The following is a 23,392-nucleotide window of genomic DNA, read 5'->3' as shown; positions in this document are numbered from 1 at the left end:
TCGGTTCGGGAGTCAGCCCTTGAGGCCGGAGAATCCGACTCCGCGCACGATGGAGCGCTGGAAGATCAGGAAGATGAGGATGGGCGGGATGCTCGCGATGAGCATCCCGGCGATGAGGAAGGCGGGGTCGGTCGCTTGCGCGAGACGCGGCAGCGCGACGGCCAGCGGCTGCGTGGTGGGGTCTGTGAGCACGATCAACGGCCACAGGAACTCCTTCCACGCGCTCATGATCGCCAGGAGCGAGACGACAGCGAGGACGGGCCGGGACATGGGAAGCACGATGCGCCAGAAGATCGTCCACCATCCAGCGCCGTCGAGCTGGGCCGCCTCGAAGAGGTCGCGTGGAATCTCCTCGAAGAACTGCTTGACCAGAAGGATGGTGAAAGCGTTCGCTCCGGCGGGGAGCCATACCGCCCAGGGTGTGTCGGTCAGCCCGATCCCGAGCAGCGGCATGTCCAGCACCGTGAGGTACAGGGCAATGAGCGTCACGGTCGCGGGCACGAAGAGCGTCACGAGGAACGCGCCGTAGACATACTTCCCGTACCACGGACGGATGACGGCCAACGCGTAGCCGGCCGTGGCGGACACCAGCAGCTGCACCGCCCACGACCCTCCGACCAGGACGACGGTGTTCATGAGGTAGTGACCGATGTCGAGGAGGTTCCACGCGGTGGGGATGTTCTCCCAGCGCGCGGGTTCGGGGACGAGACTGAGCGGGTGCTGCACGAGGTCGGTGGTCGTCGAGATCGCGGCGCGCAGCATCCAGACGATGGGGATGGCGCCGAATGCGATGAGGCCGCCGAACAGAACGACATGCATGGCGCGCCAGCCCACGAAGATGCGCGGCCGACGCCAGTCAAAAGACGACAGCAGGCCGCGTTCGCGGCTGCGGGGCTCACGGCGTCGTTCGCGCGGGGAGGCTGAGGTGACGCTCATCGGGAGCTCCAGGATCTGGTCAACCGGAGGTAGACCGCCGACACGATGATGAGCACGACGGCGAGAAGCACGCTGAGTGCCGTCGCGATGCCGTAATTGCCGAACAGGAACGCATAGCGATAGACCATGAGCAGGATCGTGACGGTCGCGTTCGCAGGACCGCCATCGGTCATCACATAGGGCTCGGTGAACACCTGAATCGCCCCGATGATCTGCAGGAGGAGCAGCACCAGGATGATCCCGCGCATCTGCGGCAACGTGATGTATCGCACGCGCTGCCAGACCGAGGCGCCGTCCAGCTCCGCGGCTTCATAGAGCTCGGGACTCACCCCCGCGAGCGCCGCGAGGTAGATGAGGACCGCGGTACCCGCGCCGGACCATGTGGCGACGATCACCAGACTCGGCATGGCGAGCTCTGGCGACTGCAGCCACGGGAACGGTCCGATGCCCACCAGTGCGAGCAGGGCGTTGACGACTCCCGACTCGCCGGGGCTGAAGAAGACCTTCCAGAGCAGCACGGCGACCACCGGCGGCACGACGACGGGCAGGTACGCGAGCAGGCGGGCGATCGCCCCACCCCGGCGAAGCTCCGACATGAGCACAGCGCACAGCAGGGGTACCGGCAAGCCGATCGCGAGCGAAAGAACGGTGAACCAGAGGGTGTTCAGTGCGGCTCTGGGCAGCAGAGGGTCGGCGAAGAGGAGCTCGAAGTTGCGGAGCCCCACCCACTCCGGCGGGTCGACGAGATTGGTCTGCTGGAAGGCGAGAACAGCGCTTTGAAGAATCGGCCACCAGGCGAAGTAGCCGAAGGTCAGAAGCGCAGGGATGAGGAAGAGCAGGGCGGCGAGCGCGGCGCGGTGACGCTGCGAGTTGCGCCGACGAGGCGGGGCCGCCACCGCCTGAGCGGCACGGTCGGCGACCGTACCGCTCAGGCGTTCGGAGGTGATCGTCATGACGCGTACTGAGCCAGAATGGCGTTCACCCGAGCCTCGGCGTCGGTGAGGAGGGTGTCGACGTCGGCGTTGGGATCGGTCAGGATCGCCTGCACGATCGGATCGAGCGCCGCGTAGATCTCCTGCGATGCGACTGCGGGCTCGGGCACATACTCGAACGCAGTGAGCGACTCGACGTACGGGGCGAAGTTCTCGACCGGCAAGTTGACGTACTCGTCGATCGCTTCGCGATACGCCGCATATGCTTCGTCGCTGAAGAGTCGCTGAAGATGGGGGCGACGGGAACACCTACGGGGAGCCCGTCGGCTGCCGACGCCTTCGCCGTCTCCGCGGCGACCTCCAGGTCGTAGTTGGGGCGCAGTGCACGCCAGTCGATCCACTTGACCGCCGCCGCTCTCTCCGCGTCGCTGGCCTGAGCGTTCACCATGAGCACCGTCGCCCCCGCGAGGGTCGCGTCGCCTCCGCCCTGGGGCATGGGGCCGGCGCCGAATGCTCCCGGGTCTCCCCCGGCCGCGATGTAGTTGGGGTAGACGTCCGGCGGAGCGGAGACCCACATCCCCACATTGCCGGCGGTGAAGTCCGCGACGAGATCTTCCTGCTTGCCGAGCACGTTGTCGCCGAGCGAATCGTCCTCCCATCGCATTGCTTTCCACAGCTCGAGCACGTCGCGGGCCGCGTCATCGTTGAAGGCCGCGGTCCATGTGCCGTCGGAGTCCTGATCGATGATCTTTCCGCCGAAGGTGTAGTCGTACCCCGTGAGATGCCACCCGCCGCTGTTGTTCGTGGTGATCTCACCGAACCCGGTCTTCCCCGTGGCCTTTGCGATCTGGTCGGCGTACTCGCGCACCTCATCCCAGGTTGCGGGCGGGCTGTCGGGATCGAGACCGGCCTGTTCGAACAGATCTCGGTTGTAGACGAGTCCGAACGCGTAGCTCTTCTCCGGGATGCCGTACACGGCTCCGTCGCGCTCGAGGAATTGCATCACTCGGGGGTTGAGGTCGGCGAAGCTGTCGAGCTCGCTGGCCTCGACGGAGATGTCGGCGACCTGGCCGCGCTCTATCAACGACGGCGGCTCGGTGAGAGGAACGCGAAGGAGAGTGGGTGCGCTGCCGCCGGCGAGGCGCGTTGCGAAGGTCTTCGCGTCCCACGGCACATCCGATGCTTCGATGGTGATGTTCGGGTTCGCCTCTTCGAAGGCGGCGACCTGCCGTTCGAACAGCTCGACTGCCGCCGTGTTGGTGGCAGCGGGCTTGCCCATGATGGAGATGGTGACCTCTTCGTCACCCGCCTCTTCCGGATCCCCGCTCGATCCGCTGCTACAGGCAGCCGTGCCTGCCAGGAGCGGGACCACGACGAGTGCGGCGAGGGCACGTCGGGTGCGCTGGTGCATGATTCCTCCGTTCGGATACGGCCGCGCGCTGCGGTCGCGATGGTCGCTGACGGAAGCTGGATCCGGGGAATCCGGTCACACCTCGTCGTGCGTCTCGCCCAGTATGCAGACGGCAATCACACATTGCAAGGTTTTTGAAGCTTTCTTCACATTTGGGTTTCTAACTTGTGAAGTTTGGCTTATTCGTGATCTTATTTGTCCATGGCATCCGTCGTCGAGAACCGCGCCGAAGCGGCCCGGCCCACCGCACTCCTCCTGATGGGGTCTCGTGCGTATGCGGATCTCTTCGACACCCGCCGCTTGACCCGGTTGCGCGGCATGGTGGACATCGCCGACCCGCCGCGTCTGGATGACCTCCGCGGCGCGGCGGCGATGGACCGGCTCGCACGCACCGAGATCGTCGTGACGGGGTGGGGATCACCCACGCTCGGACCCGAAGTGCTCGCTGCCGCGCCGGCGTTGCGCGCGGTGATCCATACCGGCGGCTCGGTGAAGCAGCACGTGTCACCCGACTTCTGGGACCGGGGCATCGTCGTGACCAGTGCCGCCGACGCCAATGCGATCCCCGTCGCGGAGTTCACCTTGGCGACGATCCTCCTCGAGGGCAAGCGCGTCGCCACATACATCGAGGGCTACCGCAAGACCCGCTCGGTCGGCGGCCCCTGGCGCGATGTCATCCCCCCTGCCGTGAACTTCGGCGGCACCGTCGGCATCATCGGACTCTCCCGAGTGGGTCGGCGGGTCGCCGAGCTTCTGCGGCCGTTCGACTTTGATGTGCTCGTCGCCGATCCGCACATCACGGCCGACGAGGCATCCGCCTTCGGCGCCCATCTGGTCGAGCTCGACGAGATGCTGGCCTTCAGCGACATCGTGACCGTCCATGCCCCTGAGCTGCCCGACACGCACCACCTGCTGAACGCGCGCAGAATCGCCCTCATGCGACCTCACACGGTGCTGATCAACACGGCTCGAGGCTCGCTGGTCGACACCCGCGCGCTCATTGAGCGCTGTCGCACGGGAACTCTCCGTGCGATCCTCGACGTGACCGACCCGGAGCCCCTGCCACCGGACTCCGAACTGTTCCAGACTCCAGGGGTGGTGCTAAGCCCCCACATCGCCGGAGCGATGCATGCAGAGACTGGCAGGCTCGCCGATTCCGCACTCGACGAAATCCAGCGTCTGATCGACGGCCACGACCCGTTGCACCGCGTGGAACGCTCGTCGTTGGGGATCATCGCCTGACCGGCTTCGACGAATTTCACATTTCGAAACGAAGAGAAAGTATTCTAAACCGACTCCTCCGATACGAGAGGGGCAACGGCAAGACCGGCGTCGACGAGAGTCACACGGTCACCACGCCACTCGGAAGGGGGACCCGATGCTCGCAGCAGAGCGGCGCGCCATGATCATCGACCGCGCCCAACAGGACGGCGCGGTCCGCATCGCCTCCCTGGTCGACGACATCGGCGTGTCCCACGTCACCATCCGGCGAGACCTGGACGCGCTTGTCGCGGAACGGATCCTCGACAAAGTCCGCGGCGGCGCCGTTCTCCGCGGCGATCACTCCCCCGCTCCGGCACGAGGAGCATTCACGGGAACGATCGGCGTCGTCGTTCCCACCTCGTATTACTACCGCTACGTGGTGGAAGGAATCGACGATGCGCTCGCTTCGGGCGGCGAGATGAAGCTCGTGATCTCCGAGTACGACCTCGAAGAGGAATACCGACTCATCGACGAACTCGTGCGCGAGGGCGTGGACGGGCTCCTCTGGGTGCCCACCGTGTCCGAGCGCGGCGCGCCGTCGGGCTTCCGCGAGAAGGTCGAAGGAATCGAAGTGCCGCTGGTCTTCGTCGAGCGCGAGATGCCCGGCGGCGGGCTGGGATCGATCTCATCGGTGCGCTCCGCCCACGAACGCGGGGCCCTCGGGGCTCTCCATCACCTCTACGAGCTCGGGCATCGTCGACTGATCATGGTGAGCAGGGGCCGCTCGCAGAGTGCCGAGTTCGTCCGACGCGGTTGGCGCGATGCCGTCGATCGGCTCGGCCTGCACCCTGACAGCATGATTCTCGGGCCGGACGAGCTCGGTGCCGGCCCTCGCTGGGAGCGCGGGAGCGCGGACGTGGTGCTCGACGCCGTTGAACGCATCGACGCCACGGCACTGTTCTGCCACGGCGATGAGAACTCGTTGTTCGGTCTCCTCCAGAACGCTCGAGCTCGGGGACTCTCTGTTCCCGATCGCCTCTCGATCGTCGCGTACGACGACGATGTCTCGGCGCGCGCCGATCCCCCGATCTCGGCAGTGGCACCTGACAGGCGCCGCGTCGGAGCCCTCGCGACGCAGCTTCTCCTCGACCTCATCCGGGAGCCCAGCTCCGAGCCCCCCGTTCAGATCCAGATCGAACCCCGCTTCGTCCTCCGCGCCTCCACCGCACCCGCGTCGTAAGAAGGAGAGCGCCCCGCCATGGCGCGATCGCGCCCGCGACCACTCGACGTCCAGGGCAAAGAAAAAGCCCCGACTGTTACCACACAGCCGGGGCGAGACGAATGAGAAGTCCGCCTATCCCTATCAGTCTACAGCCGGCACCTGGGAGGTGGCCCGGCGTCGCCCCATTGGATCGGGACTCCCCCGCTTCCCCGACCGCGGCGACGCACGTGCGCAAGACCGGCGCGTGCGAAAGAATGCCCTCGTGCCTCGCAGAAGCTCGACGGTGACCGTCACCGTGACCGGGCCGGCCGCGGCCGCTGCGGTCGTGCTCTCGCTGGCCGGGTGCGCGACGGCATCCGCCGGCACTGCGGCGAGCGCCGACTCGATCGCCGCCTACGCCGACGCCGCCGGCATCGCGCCGGAGCTCGTCTACACCACCGAGGTGGCGGGCTACGACGTGGCACCGCAGTCTGTGGGACCCACTGCCGATGACGGCATGTCCGCCACGTGGTTCAACGCGACCACACACGCCATGCTGAGCATCCGCACCGAGTGGGGCGAGATGACGGCAGCGTCGTGCGCCGAGACGCCGGTGTGGGAGTCACCGGACGCACCGGTGACCTGCACCGACGAGGGCGGCCTCTGGCACCGATCGGCGGGCCCGATCCACGAGTACGTCACCGTGCGAGATGGCGTGTGGATTCAGGTCATCGGCATGGATGGCGCCCCGCAGGCCGACCTTCTCGCCGCCGCGCAGGCGGCACGCACGCCCTCGGAAGCCGAGCTCGAGCATCTCTTCTCCGACCTTCCCGACACGTCGACAGGTCCGGTGGAACGCGGCGACCTGCCCGAGAACGGCGATGGCGCACCGATCGACCCCACCGGGCCGGGCGGGTGACCCGATGAAAGGAACCTCTGTGTCAACCGTCTTCACCGACCCGAGCGCCGTCGTGCCGACGGGCCTGGTCGCCGATGAGTTCGTTCTGCGCCCGATCCTCGCCACCGATGCGCAGCGCGACCACGCCGCCGTGGTCGAGACCACCGACGACCTGCGGTTGTGGGAGCAGTCCACCTGGCCCGCGGATGGGTTCACGGTGGAGGAGAACCGGGTGGACCTGGTCGACCTCGAAGAGCGTCATCGTGCACATCGCGCGTTCACCTTCACGGTGCTCGACCCCGACGACACCGAGTGCCTGGGATGCGTCTACATCTTCCCCACGACGGCCGGGTTCCTGGCGAAGTGTGAGGTCATCGCGGTAGCGGATGCCGCGTGGGCGGACGTCGACGCCGTGGTCTACTTCTGGGCTCGCGCCTCGCGGGTCGCCACGGGGATGGACGAGCGCCTCCTCGCGGCGCTGCGCGCGTGGTTCAGCGAGGAGTGGCGGTTCGACACGGCCGTGTACGCGGCGAGTGAGCCGTTCGTCCGACAGCTGGAGCTCATCCGCGGCACAGACCTGGCCCTGCAGTTCGAACTGCGCGAGCCCGACAAGCCGGCGCCCTATCTGCTCTTCGGCTGACGACGCGCGCCCGCACGCGCGGTCGCGTCGGCGCCGAGTCGCCCGTCGATAGGATCGCCGGGTGACCCTGGATGCACGTGAGATCCGCGCCGACGACGGCACCACGATCGCATATGCCGTGCGCGACGGGGCGCACCCCGCCGTGGTGATCCTGCACGGCCTGGCCGGCAGCAGCCGGGAGTTCGTGCCGACCGCCGAAGCGCTCTCGGGGCGGCGCGTGATCCTCATCGACCAGCGCGGCCATGGCGGCAGCACGCGTCTGCCCGCCGACACCTCCCGGGCCTCGTTCGTGAGCGACGTCGTGCGGGTGATCGAGGCGGAAGGCGCGGCGCCGGTCGACCTCGTCGGCCAGTCGATGGGTGCGCACACGGCGATGCTCGTGGCCTCCGCTCGCCCCGACCTCGTGCGTCGGCTGGTGCTTCTCGAGGGGAACGAGGGCGGCGGATCGGCGGCGGATCACGCCGCGCTCGGCGACTTCTTCCGGTCGTGGGAGGTGCCCTTCGCCACACGCGCGCAAGCGCAGGCGTCGCTGGGCGGCGGGCCGCTCGCCGCCGCGTGGGCGGCGGACCTCGAGGAGCGACCCGACGGCTTCCACCCGCGCTTCGATGCGGATGCCATGGTCGCGACGATCCGCGCCGTCGCCGAGCCCCGGTGGGACGAGTGGGAGCGGGTGACGGCACCCACGCTCGTCGTCTATGCGGACGGCGGCATGTTCACCGATGCGCAGAAGGATGCCTTCGTCTCGCGCGGCCGCACCGTCACCCGGACCGACCTCTCGGGCGCCTCGCACGACGCGCACCTCGACGCGTTCGACCAGTGGATCGACGCGCTCCGCGACTTCCTCGACGTCCGCTGACCGACGGGACGCCGGGGCGCGTCACCCCGTGGCCTCGTGCGCAGTGGGGCCGGGCGGAGCGGCATCCGGAGTCTGCGGCACCGAGTACTTGAAGCCGATGTGGGAGTCGACGAAGCCGAGCCGCAGGTAGAACCGGTGCGCGTCGACCCGGGCCGCATCCGAGGTGAGCTGCACCAGCGGCGCGCCCAGCTCGACCGCGGCCTGGTCGACGACCCACCGCATGATGGCGGAGCCGATTCCCGACGAACGCTCCGCACTCGACACCCGCACCGCCTCGACGAGCAGCCGGGTGCTCCCCCGCCGCGCCATACCGGGGATGACCGTCAGCTGCAGCGTCGCCACGACGGCGCCGGCAGCGTTGACGGCGACGAGCAGCTCATTGCTCGGGTCGGCGACGATCCGGTCGAGCGCGACCCCGTAGGCCTGCTCGTCGTCGGCGCCGGCGACATCGCCACGCCCCGCGCTGATGGGGTCGTCGGAGAGCAGCCCGATGATCGCATGCAGATCGTCTTTCGTCGCTCTGCGCAGAACCACGCGGAAGTCGCGGGTCGACAAGGAAGCGGGAAGCGTCAGGCGATCGATCACAGGACATTCTCTCCTCCGGCAGCAGGCGGCGGGCGGTCGACGTCTCGGTAGGGTGACGTCATGCGCCGCACCCCGATCGGACTCGTCATCGCCGCGGTCGTCTCCGGACTGTTCTTCCTCGGTGGCGCGATCGTGCTCCTCACCGCCGGGCCGACGCAGACGGCATCCTTCGGCTGGTTCGCCTACCAGCCGCTGGCGGCGGCGACCTTCGTGCCCGAGTCCCTCGTCATCCTCACGCCGCTCGCGGCGGCAGCGGGCATGTTCGCGGTGGCGGGCCTGGTGGGGCTCGGTGTGATCGGCGGGTTCCTGCTCGGTCGCCGACGCCCGACCGGCTGAGCGGAGGGCCTCTGGGCGACGACCGCCGTCAGATCGCCGTCGCCATCTCGCCGTACCCGAGGGCCATCAGCAGCGACAGCACCGCGAGCACGATCGACACCGGCACCATCGTGTAGCGCTCCGGCTTGCTGCGCGAGATCGCGTTCATCAGGATGCCGAGCGCCGAGTATCCGAAGACCACCCACATCGCGATCTGCGAGAACAGGTCGGGGAAGACGTCGATGACGCCGACGCGATCCCACGCGATCAGCGCCATCAGCGCGTAGATCAGGATCGAGATCACGCTGCCGATGCGCTTGCCGGCGGGCAGCACGCGGTCTGCCCCGCCCCACGCGAAGTGCCCCCACGGCGCGCCCAGCACCAATGCCAGCTGAAACAGCGCCAACAGCACCAGCACCACGGTGAAGACGAGAGCGAAGGGCACCCGCTCACCGTAGCGTCGCGCCGCCCCCTACCCTCGAAGAATGGCGAACAAGATCGGGCTCGTGCTGAGCGGCAGTGTTCTCATCGCGTTCTTCCTGACGTGGATGCTCGTCAAGGGCACCCCCGATGTGCGGGCCTGGGTGGACTCCCATCAGCTTCTCGGGTTCGCCGCACTCGGGGTGGCCTGGCTGTGCCTGCTCGGCGGCGCCGCGCTCATCGCCCGCGCCTTCTATCGCCCGTCTTCCGGGGCCTCACGCGAGACCGACTGACCCGGCGGGTCTGCCTGCGCGCGCCAGGGAGCGGCTCACGAGGCCACCCCACCCGGCGTACGCTGTCGGCGTGGATGCTGCCTCCGACGCCCCGCTCGATCCCGGCCCCTTCTTTCATGGCACGAAGGCCGACCTGCGTGAGGGCGACCTGCTGACGGCGGGGTTCCGCTCGAACTACCGCCCCGAGGTCGTGATGAACCACGTCTACTTCACGGCGCTTCGCGACGGTGCCGGGCTGGCGGCCGAGCTCGCCGCCGGCGACGCCGCACCGCGGGTCTACCTCGTGGAGCCGACGGGCGACTTCGAGAACGACCCGAACGTCACCGACAAGAAGTTCCCCGGCAACCCCACGCGGTCGTTCCGCTCGGCCGCACCGTTGCGCGTTGTCGCCGAGGTGCACGACTGGACGCGGCTCACCGACGAGGCCCTGCAGGAGTGGCGACGCCGCATCGCCGACCTGCGCGCCGACGAGCGCGGCGAGATCCTCAACTGACCGGAACGGTGCAGCTCACGTGCGACGCTCGTGGCGCCGCGGCTTGAGCCGTGCCGGTGCGTCGACGGCCGGCATCCACTCCGGGGTGAACGAACCGCGGTAGCCGAACAGGAACCCGAACCGGTGGTTGCGCACCTCGAGGTCGATGTGGAACTTCTGGTCGGCATCGTCGTAGTACTCGCGCAGGTGTGCGCGACCGCTGAAGATCATCGGGAAGCGGAAGCCGACCGGCCCCTCGTAGAAGCGCTGCGCCTGCGAGGTGAGCACGAGCCCGCCGCGGTCGTCGACGCGCAGCTCGAGATCGACGGCGAGATGCTGGTGCGTGCCGAGGTAGTCGACGATGCGCCCCTGATCGAGCACCATCGTCGCGTCGAAGCGTCGCCGCTTGCGGCCGATCGTGTATTCCCGCACGAAGGTCACCGTCTCGCGTCCCAACGGGTCGACGTAGGGGAAGTTCTCGATGACGAACGGCACGTCGGTGCCGGTGTCGGGAATGAGGATGTTCCGCAGCCGCCCGATCTGCAAGAACGGCACCGTCCACCACGGCCCGCGGCGGATGCTGGTCATCACACCGCGCCCGACGCACGCCTCGCCGGAGTCGAGCCCGACGCCGAAGCGCCGTTGCATCTGCGGGTGCAGGCGGTCGAAGTCGGCGCCGAGCGCCTGCGCGAAGATCGAGGTCACCGCGTGCCTTTCGGATCGGGAAGAGCAGCGAGGGATGCCGGGGCGGCGGCGAGCTGGTCGCCGCGGCGTGACCCTCCGACGGGCATGCGACGGCATCGGGCGGCACGCGGACGGTCGCGGCGCCACCACCACAGCACGCTCCACAGCGGCCACCGCTCGGGCGGCACCCCGGTCTCGAGCCAGAGGCGCAGGCGGTCGAAACTCCACGCCGTCGCCCATCCCAGGGCGGGCCGCACGACGACATCGAGCGGTCCCCAGCCCGGCGTGTAGTCGTACCCGGTGATGAAGGTCACCCCGTCGGCGGTAGGGACGTAACGCCAGTAGCCGCGGCCGGCGGCGATCGGCGAGAGCCGGTCTGCAGTGTGGAAGCGCAGCGCCGACGTGCGGACGCCGCCCGTGCTGTGCCGCTCGCCGATGCTGACCCCGGTGCCCCGCACCGTGTGCAGCGGCACGCGGCGCTCGTACCCGAACGTCGTGGCACCGGCATCGGTCACCCCGGTCGGCGAGATGCGGCTGAACCGCACGTCCCACCGCACGTGCTGGACGGGGTCTTGCGTGGCCTCCCACACCCGATCGAGGTCGGCGCGGACCACCGTCTCCACATAGATGCCTCGGCGCGCCACACCACGACGCTACGACACCGGAACACCCTCACACGGCAGGGCGCGCTAGACCGGCTCGGTCGTGCGGATGAGCCCGCAGGTCACGCACGACCACGCCACGAGGAACCTCTCGTCGTCGAGGATCTCGAACGACAACGGGTCACCGCAGGTGGGGCAGGCCTGCGGGTATGCGGGACGCCCGCTCATGCTTCCAGCCTACGAGACCTCGGTCACTCGTGCTCCGGCAGCAACGGGGCCGACCAGCCCGGGTCGCGCCCCACCTGCGTCGCCCGCGCGAGGGATGCCGCGCCGAAGCGGTCGCGGACTTTGTCGAACACCGTGTCGAGGCGGGCGCCGTCGGGCTCGTCGAGGGGCAGCTCGGGCGGCATCTCCTCGGCGCGCACCAGCTGCGAGAGCGAGATGCCGATGAGCGTGATGCCGCGTGCGTCGATCTCGGGCTGCGCGGCGACCAGCAGGGTGCGCGCCACGGCCAGGAGCACCGCCGTGCGGTCGGTCGCCGACCGCAGCGAGCGCGAGCGTGTGGCCTTCGTGAAGTCGCCGAAGCGCAGCCGCAGCACGACGGTGCGGCATCCGCGGCCGCCGTCGCGCAGCCGCCGGGCGAGACGGTCGATGATCTGCGTCAGCATCACGTCGAGCTCGTCGGCGCTACGGGGGCGGCTGCCGAGCGCCCGCTGCGAGCCGATCGAGCCGCGACGGCGGGTGGTGACCACGGGCCGCGGGTCGAGCAGGCGTGCCATCGCATGCACGTGGGCTCCCGCCGCCCGGCCCAGCAGCCGTTGCGCGGCCTCGGTCTCGAGCTCTGCCAGTTGGCCGACGGTGTGGATGCCGAGACGGTGCAGCTTCTCGGCCGTGACGGCGCCCACTCCCCACAGCCGTTCGACCGGCAGCGGCAGCAGGAAGTCCTCCTCGCCGTCGGGCTCGACCACGAGCAGCCCGTCGGGCTTGCTGACGGCGCTGGCGACCTTGGCGAGGAACTTGGTGCGCGCCACCCCGACCGAGATGGGCAGTCCCACCTCGACGCGCACGCGCTCGCGCAGCCGCACGGCGATCTGCTCGGGCGATCCCGCGAGGCGCCGCAGCCCGCCGACCTCGAGGAACGCCTCGTCGATCGAGAGCCCCTCCACCAGCGGCGTCGTGTCGCGGAACACCGCGAACACCGCGCGGCTGGCCGCCGTGTAGGCCTCCATGCGGGGCGGAACGACCACGGCATCCGGGCACAGCTCGCGCGCCTGCCGCCCACCCATCGCCGTGCGCACGCCCCGGGCCTTCGCCTCGTAGCTCGCTGCGAGCACCACCCCGCCTCCCACGATCACCGGTCGGCCGCGCAACGCCGGCGCGTCGCGTTGCTCGACCGACGCGTAGAACGCGTCGAGGTCGGCGTGCAGCACGGTCGCCTCGCCCCGCATGTCGCCTCCTGTTCGCCCGCGCCTGGATCGCCGGCGCCGTCACGGGCCGGTGGGGTGGATCGTCGCACGCACGGCCGACACCGGGGCGGCGACGTCGGAGGCCGCTCGTACCCTTCGGAGCGTGGCGGAGCGCATCGAGGACTGGTGGGCGCGGCGACAGTTCTCCCGAGACCGCGCCGTGCCCTACGAAGTGGGCACCTACCGTGACGCATGGTCGTCGTACCCGATGCTCGTGCGGCAGTATCACCCCGACCTCAACGCGGGGATCGTGCTCTCGCAGATCCCGCCCGCCGCCGACGTGCTGCTGCTGTGGCAGTGCGAGGTCGGCCACCTGTTCGTGGCCACCCCGAGCGAGCAGCGTGCCCGTCCCACCGGGCGTCGGCGGCGGTCGGCGTGGTGCCCCGACTGCACGGCCGGGGCGGCGCCGCCGCGCATCGTCAGGGCCCCCATGCCGACCCCGGCCGCGAGTCCGGCGGCACCGACGCCCGCGACGCGCGCCCGCGCCCGCCCCCGCCGCCGCCTGTGCGGCAAGACCCCCGACGTCGCGGTGGGCACGGCGTTCGTGAGCGCCTGCGCGCCCCGGCCCGCCTCGGCCGCCGAAGAGAAGCTGCGCGCGGCGATCTTCGACGCCCTCGCCGTCACCAGCGGCATGAACGCGGTGCGCGTGGCCCGCCCGTTCTTCGAGCACCTCGAGGTGTGGCCCGACATGCTGCTGCCCGAACTGCGCGTGGCCGTCGAATACGACACCACCGGCAGGTTCGGGCTCGAGCACGTCGGGCAACGCGAAGACGCCGACCGCCGCAAAGACCGGCTGCTGCGCGCCGCGGGCTGGGAGGTGGTGCGCCTGCGCGCCGGCGCGCTGCCCCCGCTCGGACCGCACGATGTCACCGCCGCCACGACGAGCCGACGCACCGTCGAGCGCCTCGTCGACGTGCTGACCGACATCCGCGGGCCGCTGCTCGTCGCGGCCTACCGCAGCTGACGGCACCACACGGCGCCCCTGTCAAGGGGATCTCGCATCTTGCCGGTCCGGCGTACGGTCGAAGAATGACCGACTCGCACCGGCCGGGCGTCGGCGACACCCTCGATGAGCGCTATCGACTGGTCGAACTCGTCGGCACAGGTGGGATGGCCCACGTGTACCGGGCCGACGACCTCGCGCTCGGGCGCGTGGTCGCGGTGAAGGTGATGCACGCCCACGCCGAAGAGCAGTCGGGCCCCGAACGACTGCGCGCCGAGGTGAGTCTGCTGGCCTCGGTCGGCGGGCATTCGCTCGTCACCCTCTACGACGCCCGCGTCACCGGCACCGGCACCGGCACCGGCACCGGCCCGGCCTACCTGGTCATGGAGTTCGTCACGGGCCCGACGCTGTCGGAGCGCATCGCCGAGGGTCCCCTCCCGGTCGCCGAGCTCGACGCCCTCGCCGCCGACCTCGCCGAAGCCCTGCACATCGTGCACGCGGCGGGCATCGTGCACCGCGACGTGAAGCCCTCGAACGTGCTGCTCGCGCGCACCCCGGTGCCCTCGCGTCCCTACCGCGCCAAGCTCGCCGACTTCGGCATCGCCCATCTGCTGGATGCCACGCGGGTGACCTCCCCCGGGCTCACCGTCGGCACCGCCGCCTACATCGCTCCCGAGCTGCTCGACGGCGCCGACCCCGCGCCGCCGTCCGACATCTACGCGCTCGGACTCGTGCTGATCGAGGCCGCGACCGGTCGCCGCGCGTTCGGCATGACCGACCCTCGCGCCCAGATGCTCGCACGCCTCACCAGCGACCCGTTCGTGCCCGCATCGCTCGGTGCGCACCGGCGCGAACTGTTCACCCGCATGGCCTCGCGCACTCCCGCCGACCGTCCGGATGCCGCAGAGCTGCTCACCCTGCTGGCGGCGATCCCCGCCGGCGCCCCCGACCTCGATGAGGCCACGGCGCCCGTGACGATCCTCCCCATGGGGGCCACGGCCGCCTGGGGCGCCACGGCGGCGATGGCGCCGCCGGCGTCGACCCCGACCATGGCGGATGCCGACGACCCGACGCGCACGATGGTGCTGCCACCGGCGATCCCGGCCGCCGCGGCCGCCGCGGCAGCGGCCTCCTCACCGGTCGCAGCGCCCGCCGCCACCGGCCGGCGGCGCCGGGCACGGCGCGTCGGGGTCTGGGTGGCCTCGGCTGCGGCTGCCGCCCTGCTGGTCACCGGTGCGTGGTCGCTCGCGGCCGGCGTCTCCCCCACCGCGGAGCCGACCCCCAGCACCACGCCCACCGTCGAGGTGCCCGCCGCACCGGCATCCGAGCCGCCGGCACCGGAGACCGTGGTGGTCGATCAGCCCACCGACGACGGCGCGAGCACCGACGAGGGCGACGGGACCTCCGGCAACGGCAACTCCGGGAGCAACAACTCCGGCAACTCCGGCTCCGGCAACGGCAACTCGGGGAACTCCGATAACGGCAACGGCAACGGCAAGGGCAACGGCCGCGGCAACGGGTGAGGTCAGTACGGCATGTACTGCATGTACTCGGCCATCTGGGCGAACAGGCCGACCGTCCACACGATCGAGATGACGATCGCGAGCACGATGGTGGCGATCCACACCCACAGGGCGGTGAGCCCCTTGCCGGTCTCACGCTTGAGCACGACGGTGCGCCCGATGATGTAGACGCCGATCGAGATCACGAGGGCGAAGAACGCGAACGCCCAGTGGAAGGGGCGCGCCACGCCGCGGCGCTTCAGCTCGCGCCAGTCGAGCCAGGCGAACACGATCGACAGGGCGATCATCGCGTAGGAGAACACGCTGATCAGCAGCGTCTGGGCGAAGAAGCCCGTCATCAGCGCGGCCACGTCGGCATCGGTGGGCGACTGCGTCGCGCTGATCGCCAGGAACGGGGTCCAGTCGATGAAGAAGATGCTGAACACCGGCAGCAGGGATGCCGCAATCGACAGGTAGATCCAGAGCGTGTCGCCCGAGGCGCCCGGGGCCGACGGTCCCGACTGGTAGGCGGGCGCCCCCTGGTAGGCGGGCGCGGCCTGGTAGCCGGCAGCCGTCGGGTAGGCGCCGTAGGCCGGCGTCGTCGGGTTCTCACCGTAGGCGGGTGCGGCCGGTGCCGTGGGGGCTGCCGGTGCGGCGGGCTGGCCGCCCGCGACGTTCTCGGTCCACTGCGCACCGTCCCACCAGCGCGTGCGGGAGGGGTCTGCGGGGTCGGGGTACCATCCGGCGGGGGTCGGGGTGGTCATTTGCTCTCCTCGAGATCGGCGCCCGCGTGGGCGAGTTCGGCCAGGGCGGCCTCGCTCGTCTGCGGGGCGACGCCCGCGACGAGATCGGTCAGAATGCGCACGTGCCGGCCGTGGGCCAGCGCGTCGAGGGCGGAGGCCCGCACGCAGTGGTCGGTGGCGATGCCGGTGACGTCGACGTCGACCACCCCGTGGGCGGTCAACAGGTCGGCCACGGTGCTTCCGTCGTCGGTCACCCCTTCGAACAGCGAGTAGGCAGGCACTCCCTGCCCCTTCTTCACGTGGTGGGTGACGGCGGTGGTGTCGAGCCCGGGGTCGTAATCGGCGCCCGGGGTGCCGGCGACGCAGTGCACCGGCCAGGTGTCGACGTAGTCGGGGGCCGCGTCGGAGTCGACCCCGGCGAAGTGCCCGCCGTTGGAGCCCTCGGCGTCGTGCCAGTCGCGCGAGGCGATGACCAGGGCGTACCGGTCGGCGTTGCGCGCGAGGTAGGCGGTTATCGCGGATGCCACGGCGTCACCGCCCGCCACGGCGAGCGCTCCCCCTTCGGTGAAGTCGTTCTGGACGTCGACGATGAACAGTGCGGTGCTCATGTGTCGAGCGTAGCCCGGTACTCCGCTCGCGTGAGGTGGTCGACGGCGATGTCGTCGTCGCCGTCGGTGCCGGTCGTCGTGGCCTCGGCATCCCGACGCGACAGCTTCGACGGCCACCAGATGACCCGGCCCATGTCGTAGGCGACCGCCGGCACGAGCAGCGAGCGCACCACGAAGGTGTCCAGCAGCACACCGAAGGCCACGATGAACGCGAGCTGGGCGAGGAAGAGGATCGGGATCACTCCGAGCGCGGCGAACGTGGCCGCCAGCACCAGCCCCGCCGAGGTGATCACACCTCCGGTCGCGATGAGCCCGCGCAGGATGCCGGGACGGGTGCCGTGCGCGCGCGATTCCTCGCGCACCCGCGACATCAGGAAGATGTTGTAATCCACCCCGAGCGCCACGAGGAACACGAAGCCGTACAGCGGCACCGCCGGGTCGGCACCCGGGAAGCCGAACACGTGGTTGAAGACCAGGGCGCTCACCCCCAGGGCCGCACCGAAGGAGAGCACCACGCTGAGGATCAGCAGCACCGGGGCCACGATCGCCCGCAGCAGCAGCATGAGGATCACGAGGATCACCAGCAGGATCACGGGGATGATCACGTTGCGGTCGCGGATCGAGGTGTCGTTGGTGTCGACGTCGAGAGCGGTCGAACCACCCACGAGCGCATCCGGCACGGCATCCGCGTAGGCGGCCCGCAGATCGCGCACCGTGTCTTCGGCGGCGAGCGAGTCGGCCGCGTCGGTGAGGGTGCCCACGAGCATCACGTCGCCGTCGACGACGGTGGGCTCGGGCGCCGGGGTTCCGGGAGGGCCCTGCGCCGAGATCACCGGCTCGCCGCCCTCGAGGGCGATGCCGGCCTGGCCGGTGGGCGAGTCGGCCGAGGCGATGGCGACGGTGTCGACGCCGTCGCTGTCGTCGAGCACGGTGAGCGCGTCGGTGACCTCGTCCTGCGGCACGATCACGTAGACGGGGCTGCCCGAGCCGGCCGGGAAGTGCTCGGCGAGGGCGACCTGACCGTCGCGCGCTTCGGAGGCGCCGAGCACGAGGTCGCTGGCGGGCACGCCGTCGGCCTTCAGCTGCAGCACGCCGACGCTCGCGGCCAGCAGCACGACGGTGCACACGATCCAGACGGTGCGTGCGCGCCGGGCGACGAAGCGCGCCTGACGGGCCCACAGCCCCTTCACCGGGTGGGCGTCCATGGCCTTGGCCGGGTCGGCGTCGAAGCGCTCGGGCAGCACCACACCGGCATCCTTCGGGATGAACGGCCAGAAGGCGACGCGCCCGAACAGCGCCAGCAGTGCGGGGAGGAAGGTGAGGGCCGACAGCACCGCGAACGCGATGCCGATCGAGGCGATGGGCCCGAGGGCGCGGTTGGAGGCGAGGTCGCTCAGCAGCAGACACAGCAGGCCCGCGATCACGGTGCCGCCCGAGGCGATGATCGGCTCGAACGAGCCCTTCCACGCCTGCACGGTGGCCGTCCAGCGGCTCTGGCCGGTGCCGATCGCCTCTCGGAATCGGGCCACGTACAACAGCGCATAGTCGGTGGCGGCGCCGATGACCAGGATGAACAGGATGCCCTGCACCTGGCCGTTGAGCAGGAAGATGCCCGCCTTGGCCAGCCACCACACCGTCAGCAGCGCCACGCACAGCGCGAAGGTCGATGTCAGCAGCACGAGCACCGGCAGCAGCGGCGAGCGGTAGACGATCACCAGGATGACGAACACCGCACCGAGCGCGACGATCAGCAGCAGGCCGTCGATGCCGAGGAAGCCCTTCACCAGGTCGGCGGTGAACCCGGCGGGACCGGTGACCCAGGCTTCGAGCCCGTCACCGACCTCGTCCTGCACCAGCGTGCGCACCTCGGCGACGATGTCGCTGACCTCGCCCGACGCGTCGATCGGCACGAACAGCTGCACCGCTTCGCCGTCGTCCGACGGGATCGGCGGCGACACCTCCCCCACGCCGTCGATGGCGGCGATGTCTTCCGACAGCGCGGTGAGCTCGCTCAGCTGCGTGTCGGTGAGGGCGGTGTCCGAGCTCACCACGACCACGGCGGGGATCGTCTCGCTGCCGAGGAAGTCGCCCAGGCGCTCTTGCACCTGCGTGCCCTCGGCACTCGAGGGCAGGAACGACGACTGGTCGTTGGTGGCGACCTCGTCGATCTTGCCGAAGTACGGCCCTCCGATGGATCCGCCCACGAGCCAGATCAGCACGAGCAGGACGGGGATGCCGATACGCAGCCACCGGGAGGGTCGGTAGTTCTTCATGTTGCTAGCTTATCTAGCAATAACCCGTTTCGTCACCTCCGGATCTGTGCACGCCGCTCACTAGGCTGACCGCATGCTCTCGGCCGCCCTCGCCTTCGTCGGCGCGCTCGTCTACGGATCGGCCGATTTCCTCGGAGGACTGGCCTCCCGCCACCTCCGTGCGGTCGTGGTCACCGCCACCGCGGCGACGTCGGGACTGGCCGTGCTGCTGGTCTCCCTCCCCGTGCTCGGCGGGGTGTGGGCCCCGCGCGACGTGCTGTGGGGCGCGCTGTCGGGGGTCACCGGTGCGGTCGCGATCGGCCTGCTCTACGCGTGCCTCGCGATCGGCCCGATGAGCGTGCTCTCCCCCGTCACCGCCGTCGTCTCGGCGGTGGCACCGATCCTGTGGGCCGCCCTCGTCAAGGGCGAGGCGCTCTCCCCGCTCGGCATCCTCGGCATCGCCCTGGCGATCGTGGCGGTGGTGCTGGTGGCCTTCCTGCCGACCGCGGGCTTCTCGCGACCGTCGGCACTGGGGCTGACGATGGCGTTCGGGTCGGGCCTGGCCATCGGCGCGTTCCTGATCCTCATCGATCAGACATCGGATGCCAGTGGCGTGGTGCCCCTGATCATGAACCGCGCCGTCAACGCGCTCATCACCGGCGCGGTCGTGGTCGCGCTGATCGTCATCGCGGCCCGACGGGGTGCCCGCGCCCGCGACGCGCTGATCGCCCGCACCACGACATCCACCGCCACGTCCTCAGTGGTGCGCCGCGCGTGGCTGCTGGCCGTCGCGTGCGGCCTGGTCGACGCCGTCGCCAATCTGCTGCTGCTGACCGCGCTGCGCTCGGGAGGCGACCTGTCGGTCGTGGCCGCCCTCACCGCGCTCTATCCGGCCGGCACCGTCATCCTCGCCGCTCTCGTGCTGCGCGAGCGCATCGCCCCCGCCCAATGGGCGGGTCTGGTGCTGGCCCTCGTCGCCGGCGCGATCCTCGGCATCGCCCCCTGAGCGGCTCAGCCGCGCACGAAGAGCACGACCCACGACCCGATGAGGGTCACGACGCCCAGAGCCGCCAGGCCCACCGCGCCCCAGCCGACGGCATCCAGCGCCGGCGGACGCCGCGTGAGGCGCACCTGCTCGGGGCGGCCCACCCGGTGCCACACGGTCGCCTCGTCGGCCCCGTCCAGGGTCGCGGCGTCGTGGGGCGCCAGGAACGCGTGGTGGGCGCCGTCGGTGCCGAACCAGCGCACCGCCGGGTGCTCGCCGTCGCGGTCGACGATCGCCTGCACCGGCAGCCACGACCCGTCGGCCGCCCACAGCACGAGCCACAGGGCGCCGAAGAACGCGGCGCCGGCGAAGCCGATCCACGAGAAGATCTCCAGCACCGCGTCCAGTGCGTGATCCATGGGGACCCCTCGGTCGTGGACGTGGGAGGTGAGTTGGAGCCGCCTAAGGGAATCGAACCCTTGACCTATTCATTACGAGTGAATCGCTCTGCCGTCTGAGCTAAGGCGGCGCAAGGCGCGAGCGCCGTGCACGAAGAACGATCTTACAGTGTCGGCGTCACCCCCGCGAACCACCGCCGACCGGCCGGTGCGACGCCGTGTTACAGCCGAATCGGAACCGCACGGCATCCCGCGTAGCGTCGAACAGGCACCGCGATGAGGCGATCGCGGTCCACGGACCATGATCGGCGCCCCGCGCCCGCGGTGCCCCGACACACAAGGAGCACCACCATGTCCAAGAAGACGATCGTCGGAGCAGCTCTCGCGCTCCCCCTCGCCCTGCTGCTCGGCGCCTGCGCCAGCGGCTCGTCCGAGCCCGCCGCGTCGGGGGACGCCGCCAGCACCGAGACCGTCAAGATCGGCGTCGTCGGCGCCGGCGACCCGTACTGGGAGACCTACAAGGAGGCCGCGGCCGCCGAGGGCATCGACGTCGAGCTCGTCGACTTCAGCGAGTACACGCAGCCCAACCCCGCCCTCTCGGCGGGCGAGCTGGACCTCAACCAGTTCCAGCACATCATCTACCTCGCCACCTACAACGTGCAGGCCGACGACGACCTGGTGCCGATCGGCGCGACGGCGATCTACCCGCTGGGTCTCTACTCGTCGAAGTACGCCTCGCCCGACGAGATCCCCGCCGGCGAGACGGTGGCCGTGCCCAACGACGAGTCGAACCAGGCCCGCGGTCTGCTCGTGCTGCAGTCGGCCGGGCTCATCGAGCTGAAGGACGGCGGCTCGATCTTCTCGACCGTCGCCGACGTGCTGCCCGAGTCGAAGGTCAAGGTCGAGGCGCTCGACGCCGCCTTCACGGCCACCTCGCTGCCCGACGTGGCCGCCGCCATCATCAACAACGACTTCGTCGAGGACGCCGGCCTCAGCTTCGACGACGCGATCGCCCAGGACGACCCGTCCGACCCGAACGCGCTGCCGTACGTCAACATCTTCGCGGCCCGCGCCGACGACGCCGACAACCCGACGTACCAGAAGCTCGTCGAGATCTACCAGCAGACCCAGGACGTGCTCGACGGCGTGCAGGAGGCCTCGGGCAACACCGCGGTGCTGCTGACCACCCCGGTCGACGAGCTCACCGCGTCGCTGAAGTCAGTCGAGGACGACATCCGCGCCAACCAGTAATACCCTGCGTGTGCGGCCCGTTCCTCCGAGCGGGCCGCACACGTTTGTCTGCAAGGAGCCGCACATGACCCTCATCCGCCTCTCCGGCGTGACGAAGACCTTCCCTCCGGCCGGAAAGGATGCCGCGCCGGTCACCGCCGTCGACGACGTCGACCTGGTCGTCGGGGCGGGGCAGATCTGCGGCATCATCGGCTACTCCGGGGCCGGCAAGAGCACCGTGCTGCGCCTCGTGAACGCCCTCGAGGCGCCGACCTCGGGCACCGTCGAGATCGACGGCCGCGACATCACCCGCCTGCGCGAGCGCGACCTGCGCGCGCTCCGCGGCGACATCGGCATGATCTTCCAGCAGTTCAACCTGTTCGACTCGCGCACCGTGGCCGGCAACGTCGCCTACCCGCTCGAGGTCGCCCGCCGCCCGCGCGCCGAGATCACCGCCCGGGTGAGCGAGCTGCTCGCCTTCGTCGGCCTCGCCGACAAGGCCAAGAGCTACCCCGAGCAGCTCTCCGGCGGCCAGAAGCAGCGCGTCGGCATCGCCCGCGCCCTGGCCACCGACCCGCGCATCCTGCTCGCCGACGAGGCCACCAGCGCCCTCGACCCCGACACGACCCACGAGGTGCTCACGCTGCTCAAGCGGGTGAACACCGAGCTGGGCATCACGATCCTCGTCATCACGCACGAGATGGACGTCATCCGCACCCTCGCCGACCGCGTCGTGGTCATGGAGCACGGCCGCATCATCGAACAGGGCGAGGTGTTCGACGTGCTCTCGGCGCCGCAGCACCGAGCCACCCGCCGGTTCGTGGCGAGCATCATCGAAGACGTGCCGGTCGGCGAACAGCTGCAGACGCTGCGCCGACGGCATCCGGGTCGCATCGTCACCTTCACCGTGCGCGACGGCGACGTGACCCAGGCCGACGTGTTCGCCGCGCTCTCGGCCCACGGGGTGCGCTTCGAGCTCATCCACGGCGGCATCAACGACATCCGCGGCCGCGTGTTCGGCCACCTCACCCTCGCCCTCACCGGCGAGGCGGATGCCGTCGGCCGGGCCATCGCCGCGGCATCCGAGATCGCCCCGCTCATCGAGGAGGACGCCCGTGGATAGGCTCATCGATCTGCTGCCCGAACTGTGGTCGGCCACGGCCGAGACCCTCTACGTCGTCACCCTGGCGCTCGTGTTCGGCGGGCTGGCGGGGCTGCTGCTCGGCCTCGCGCTCTATGCGACCCGCGCCGGCAGCCTCTACCCGCAGCGGGTCGTGTTCGGCGTGCTGAACGTGGTCGTCAACTTCTTCCGCCCGATCCCGTTCGTGATCCTCCTCGCCGCCGTGCAGCCGTTCGCGCGCGGGCTCGGCATCCCCGGCATCGGGCCCGAGTTCGGCGTGTTCGCCATCACGATCGCCTCGATGTTCGCCATCAGCCGCATCGTGGAGCAGAACCTGCTGACGGTGCGCCCCGGCGTGATCGAGGCCGCACGAGCGGCCGGCGCCAGCCGCAGCCGCATCCTGTTCCGCCTCATCCCGCGCGAGGCCCTCGGCCCGCTGATCCTCGGTTACACCTTCATCGTCGTCGCCCTCGTCGACATGACGGCCATCGCCGGCGCGGTGGCCGCGGGGGGCCTGGGCGAGTTCGCGATCGTCTACGGGTTCAAGCAGTTCAACCCGGTGGTCACGTGGGCGGCCGTGCTCATCATCATCGTGCTGGTGCAGGGCGTGCAGTTCCTCGGCAACGCTCTCGCCCGGCGCGTGCTGCGCCGCTGACCCCCGGCCGCGGCCCCTGCCGCGACCCGATCGAGCGGCGGC

Annotated in this window: 27 protein-coding genes and 1 tRNA gene; 14 read left to right on the top strand and 14 right to left on the bottom strand. The window is 70.2% G+C overall.

Going from position 1 to position 23,392, the window contains the following annotated elements:
• Window positions 1-12: 12 nt before the first annotated feature.
• The 3 genes from N3K63_RS12160 to N3K63_RS12150 all read right to left on the bottom strand — a co-directional run bounded on the left by N3K63_RS12160 (window position 13) and on the right by N3K63_RS12150 (window position 3,279).
• Window positions 13-936 (bottom strand): carbohydrate ABC transporter permease, encoded by a 924-nt coding sequence (locus N3K63_RS12160; protein WP_261580441.1) that lies wholly within the window; start codon window positions 934-936, stop codon window positions 13-15.
• On the bottom strand, window positions 933-1,889 hold the full coding sequence (locus tag N3K63_RS12155; protein WP_261580440.1) for a carbohydrate ABC transporter permease: 957 nt from the start codon (window positions 1,887-1,889) through the stop codon (window positions 933-935). Before N3K63_RS12155 ends, N3K63_RS12160 begins: the two co-directional genes overlap by 4 nt.
• Before the next feature lie 79 nt (window positions 1,890-1,968).
• Window positions 1,969-3,279 (bottom strand): ABC transporter substrate-binding protein, encoded by a 1,311-nt coding sequence (locus N3K63_RS12150; protein WP_261580439.1) that lies wholly within the window; start codon window positions 3,277-3,279, stop codon window positions 1,969-1,971.
• A gap of 201 nt (window positions 3,280-3,480) precedes the next feature.
• Between N3K63_RS12150 and N3K63_RS12145 the strand changes: the two genes are divergently transcribed.
• The 5 genes from N3K63_RS12145 (at window position 3,481) to N3K63_RS12125 (ending at window position 8,077) form a co-directional block, all read left to right on the top strand.
• On the top strand, window positions 3,481-4,521 hold the full coding sequence (locus tag N3K63_RS12145) for a hydroxyacid dehydrogenase (protein ID WP_261580438.1): 1,041 nt from the start codon (window positions 3,481-3,483) through the stop codon (window positions 4,519-4,521).
• A 136-nt stretch (window positions 4,522-4,657) separates the two neighbouring features.
• Window positions 4,658-5,722 carry a substrate-binding domain-containing protein gene (locus N3K63_RS12140; protein ID WP_261580437.1) on the top strand — a complete coding sequence of 355 codons (1,065 nt, stop codon included), beginning with the start codon at window positions 4,658-4,660 and terminating at the stop codon, window positions 5,720-5,722.
• Window positions 5,723-5,966: 244 nt separating this feature from the next.
• Window positions 5,967-6,602 (top strand): hypothetical protein, encoded by a 636-nt coding sequence (locus tag N3K63_RS12135; protein ID WP_261580436.1) that lies wholly within the window; start codon window positions 5,967-5,969, stop codon window positions 6,600-6,602.
• 19 nt (window positions 6,603-6,621) lie between these two features.
• Window positions 6,622-7,221: an N-acetyltransferase gene (locus N3K63_RS12130; RefSeq protein WP_261580435.1), complete on the top strand. Its 600-nt coding sequence runs from the start codon at window positions 6,622-6,624 to the stop codon at window positions 7,219-7,221.
• A 61-nt stretch (window positions 7,222-7,282) separates the two neighbouring features.
• Window positions 7,283-8,077 carry an alpha/beta fold hydrolase gene (locus N3K63_RS12125; RefSeq protein WP_261580434.1) on the top strand — a complete coding sequence of 265 codons (795 nt, stop codon included), beginning with the start codon at window positions 7,283-7,285 and terminating at the stop codon, window positions 8,075-8,077.
• Window positions 8,078-8,098: 21 nt separating this feature from the next.
• Here N3K63_RS12125 and N3K63_RS12120 read toward each other — a convergent pair whose 3' ends face one another.
• Window positions 8,099-8,662: a GNAT family N-acetyltransferase gene (locus tag N3K63_RS12120; RefSeq protein ID WP_261580433.1), complete on the bottom strand. Its 564-nt coding sequence runs from the start codon at window positions 8,660-8,662 to the stop codon at window positions 8,099-8,101.
• A 60-nt stretch (window positions 8,663-8,722) separates the two neighbouring features.
• Between N3K63_RS12120 and N3K63_RS12115 the strand changes: the two genes are divergently transcribed.
• Window positions 8,723-8,998, top strand: coding sequence for a hypothetical protein (locus N3K63_RS12115; protein WP_261580432.1), 276 nt, complete (start codon window positions 8,723-8,725; stop codon window positions 8,996-8,998).
• Between the two features lie 28 nt (window positions 8,999-9,026).
• Here N3K63_RS12115 and N3K63_RS12110 read toward each other — a convergent pair whose 3' ends face one another.
• A complete protein-coding gene (locus N3K63_RS12110) occupies window positions 9,027-9,422 on the bottom strand; it encodes a hypothetical protein (RefSeq protein ID WP_261580431.1) in 396 nt (131 codons plus the stop codon).
• Window positions 9,423-9,462: 40 nt separating this feature from the next.
• Here N3K63_RS12110 and N3K63_RS12105 point away from each other — a divergent pair, with 40 nt between their 5' ends.
• Window positions 9,463-9,690: a hypothetical protein gene (locus tag N3K63_RS12105; protein ID WP_261580430.1), complete on the top strand. Its 228-nt coding sequence runs from the start codon at window positions 9,463-9,465 to the stop codon at window positions 9,688-9,690.
• 70 nt (window positions 9,691-9,760) lie between these two features.
• Complete coding sequence (gene arr, locus N3K63_RS12100; RefSeq protein ID WP_261580429.1) at window positions 9,761-10,183, top strand: NAD(+)--rifampin ADP-ribosyltransferase; 423 nt, start codon at window positions 9,761-9,763, stop codon at window positions 10,181-10,183.
• Between the two features lie 15 nt (window positions 10,184-10,198).
• On the opposite strand, the gene N3K63_RS12095 is transcribed toward arr, so the two are convergent.
• Genes N3K63_RS12095 through dinB form a run of 4 tightly spaced genes read right to left on the bottom strand, consistent with a single transcriptional unit; the run spans window position 10,199 to window position 12,896 of the window.
• Complete coding sequence (locus tag N3K63_RS12095; RefSeq protein ID WP_261580428.1) at window positions 10,199-10,867, bottom strand: DUF4166 domain-containing protein; 669 nt, start codon at window positions 10,865-10,867, stop codon at window positions 10,199-10,201.
• Complete coding sequence (locus N3K63_RS12090; RefSeq protein ID WP_261580427.1) at window positions 10,864-11,490, bottom strand: SRPBCC family protein; 627 nt, start codon at window positions 11,488-11,490, stop codon at window positions 10,864-10,866. Before N3K63_RS12090 ends, N3K63_RS12095 begins: the two co-directional genes overlap by 4 nt.
• A 45-nt stretch (window positions 11,491-11,535) precedes the next feature.
• Window positions 11,536-11,676 (bottom strand): hypothetical protein, encoded by a 141-nt coding sequence (locus N3K63_RS12085; protein WP_261580426.1) that lies wholly within the window; start codon window positions 11,674-11,676, stop codon window positions 11,536-11,538.
• A 23-nt stretch (window positions 11,677-11,699) separates the two neighbouring features.
• A complete protein-coding gene (gene dinB, locus N3K63_RS12080) occupies window positions 11,700-12,896 on the bottom strand; it encodes a DNA polymerase IV (RefSeq protein WP_261580425.1) in 1,197 nt (398 codons plus the stop codon).
• 121 nt (window positions 12,897-13,017) lie between these two features.
• Between dinB and N3K63_RS12075 the strand changes: the two genes are divergently transcribed.
• A complete protein-coding gene (locus N3K63_RS12075) occupies window positions 13,018-13,878 on the top strand; it encodes a zinc-ribbon domain-containing protein (RefSeq protein WP_261580424.1) in 861 nt (286 codons plus the stop codon).
• A 65-nt stretch (window positions 13,879-13,943) separates the two neighbouring features.
• The gene (locus tag N3K63_RS12070; protein ID WP_261580423.1) at window positions 13,944-15,380 is read left to right on the top strand and encodes a serine/threonine-protein kinase; all 1,437 of its coding nucleotides are present in this window, start codon (window positions 13,944-13,946) and stop codon (window positions 15,378-15,380) included.
• Between the two features lie 2 nt (window positions 15,381-15,382).
• Here the strand turns inward: N3K63_RS12070 and N3K63_RS12065 are convergent, their stop codons facing one another.
• From N3K63_RS12065 to N3K63_RS12055, 3 genes are read right to left on the bottom strand one after another with little or no spacing between them, the layout of a single operon-like run.
• On the bottom strand, window positions 15,383-16,123 hold the full coding sequence (locus N3K63_RS12065) for a DUF2510 domain-containing protein (RefSeq protein ID WP_261580422.1): 741 nt from the start codon (window positions 16,121-16,123) through the stop codon (window positions 15,383-15,385).
• Window positions 16,120-16,710, bottom strand: coding sequence for an isochorismatase family protein (locus tag N3K63_RS12060; protein WP_261580421.1), 591 nt, complete (start codon window positions 16,708-16,710; stop codon window positions 16,120-16,122). Before N3K63_RS12060 ends, N3K63_RS12065 begins: the two co-directional genes overlap by 4 nt.
• The gene (locus N3K63_RS12055; protein ID WP_261580420.1) at window positions 16,707-18,983 is read right to left on the bottom strand and encodes an MMPL family transporter; all 2,277 of its coding nucleotides are present in this window, start codon (window positions 18,981-18,983) and stop codon (window positions 16,707-16,709) included. Before N3K63_RS12055 ends, N3K63_RS12060 begins: the two co-directional genes overlap by 4 nt.
• 73 nt (window positions 18,984-19,056) lie before the next feature.
• Here N3K63_RS12055 and N3K63_RS12050 point away from each other — a divergent pair, with 73 nt between their 5' ends.
• Window positions 19,057-19,968: a DMT family transporter gene (locus tag N3K63_RS12050; protein ID WP_261580419.1), complete on the top strand. Its 912-nt coding sequence runs from the start codon at window positions 19,057-19,059 to the stop codon at window positions 19,966-19,968.
• Between the two features lie 5 nt (window positions 19,969-19,973).
• Here the strand turns inward: N3K63_RS12050 and N3K63_RS12045 are convergent, their stop codons facing one another.
• Entirely contained in the window at window positions 19,974-20,366 is a 393-nt protein-coding gene (locus N3K63_RS12045) for a hypothetical protein (protein WP_261580418.1), read from the bottom strand.
• 34 nt (window positions 20,367-20,400) lie between these two features.
• Window positions 20,401-20,476, bottom strand: a tRNA-Thr gene (locus tag N3K63_RS12040).
• A 220-nt stretch (window positions 20,477-20,696) separates the two neighbouring features.
• Between N3K63_RS12040 and N3K63_RS12035 the strand changes: the two genes are divergently transcribed.
• The 3 genes from N3K63_RS12035 to N3K63_RS12025 all read left to right on the top strand — a co-directional run bounded on the left by N3K63_RS12035 (window position 20,697) and on the right by N3K63_RS12025 (window position 23,350).
• Window positions 20,697-21,596 (top strand): MetQ/NlpA family ABC transporter substrate-binding protein, encoded by a 900-nt coding sequence (locus tag N3K63_RS12035; protein ID WP_261580417.1) that lies wholly within the window; start codon window positions 20,697-20,699, stop codon window positions 21,594-21,596.
• A gap of 64 nt (window positions 21,597-21,660) precedes the next feature.
• A complete protein-coding gene (locus N3K63_RS12030; RefSeq protein WP_261580416.1) occupies window positions 21,661-22,698 on the top strand; it encodes a methionine ABC transporter ATP-binding protein in 1,038 nt (345 codons plus the stop codon).
• Complete coding sequence (locus N3K63_RS12025; protein WP_261580415.1) at window positions 22,691-23,350, top strand: ABC transporter permease subunit; 660 nt, start codon at window positions 22,691-22,693, stop codon at window positions 23,348-23,350. Before N3K63_RS12030 ends, N3K63_RS12025 begins: the two co-directional genes overlap by 8 nt.
• Window positions 23,351-23,392: the final 42 nt, after the last annotated feature.

Source organism: Microbacterium festucae (assembly GCF_025421715.1).
Taxonomy (GTDB): Bacteria; Actinomycetota; Actinomycetes; order Actinomycetales; family Microbacteriaceae; genus Microbacterium; species Microbacterium festucae.
This window is presented reverse-complemented; position numbering and strand designations above follow the sequence as displayed.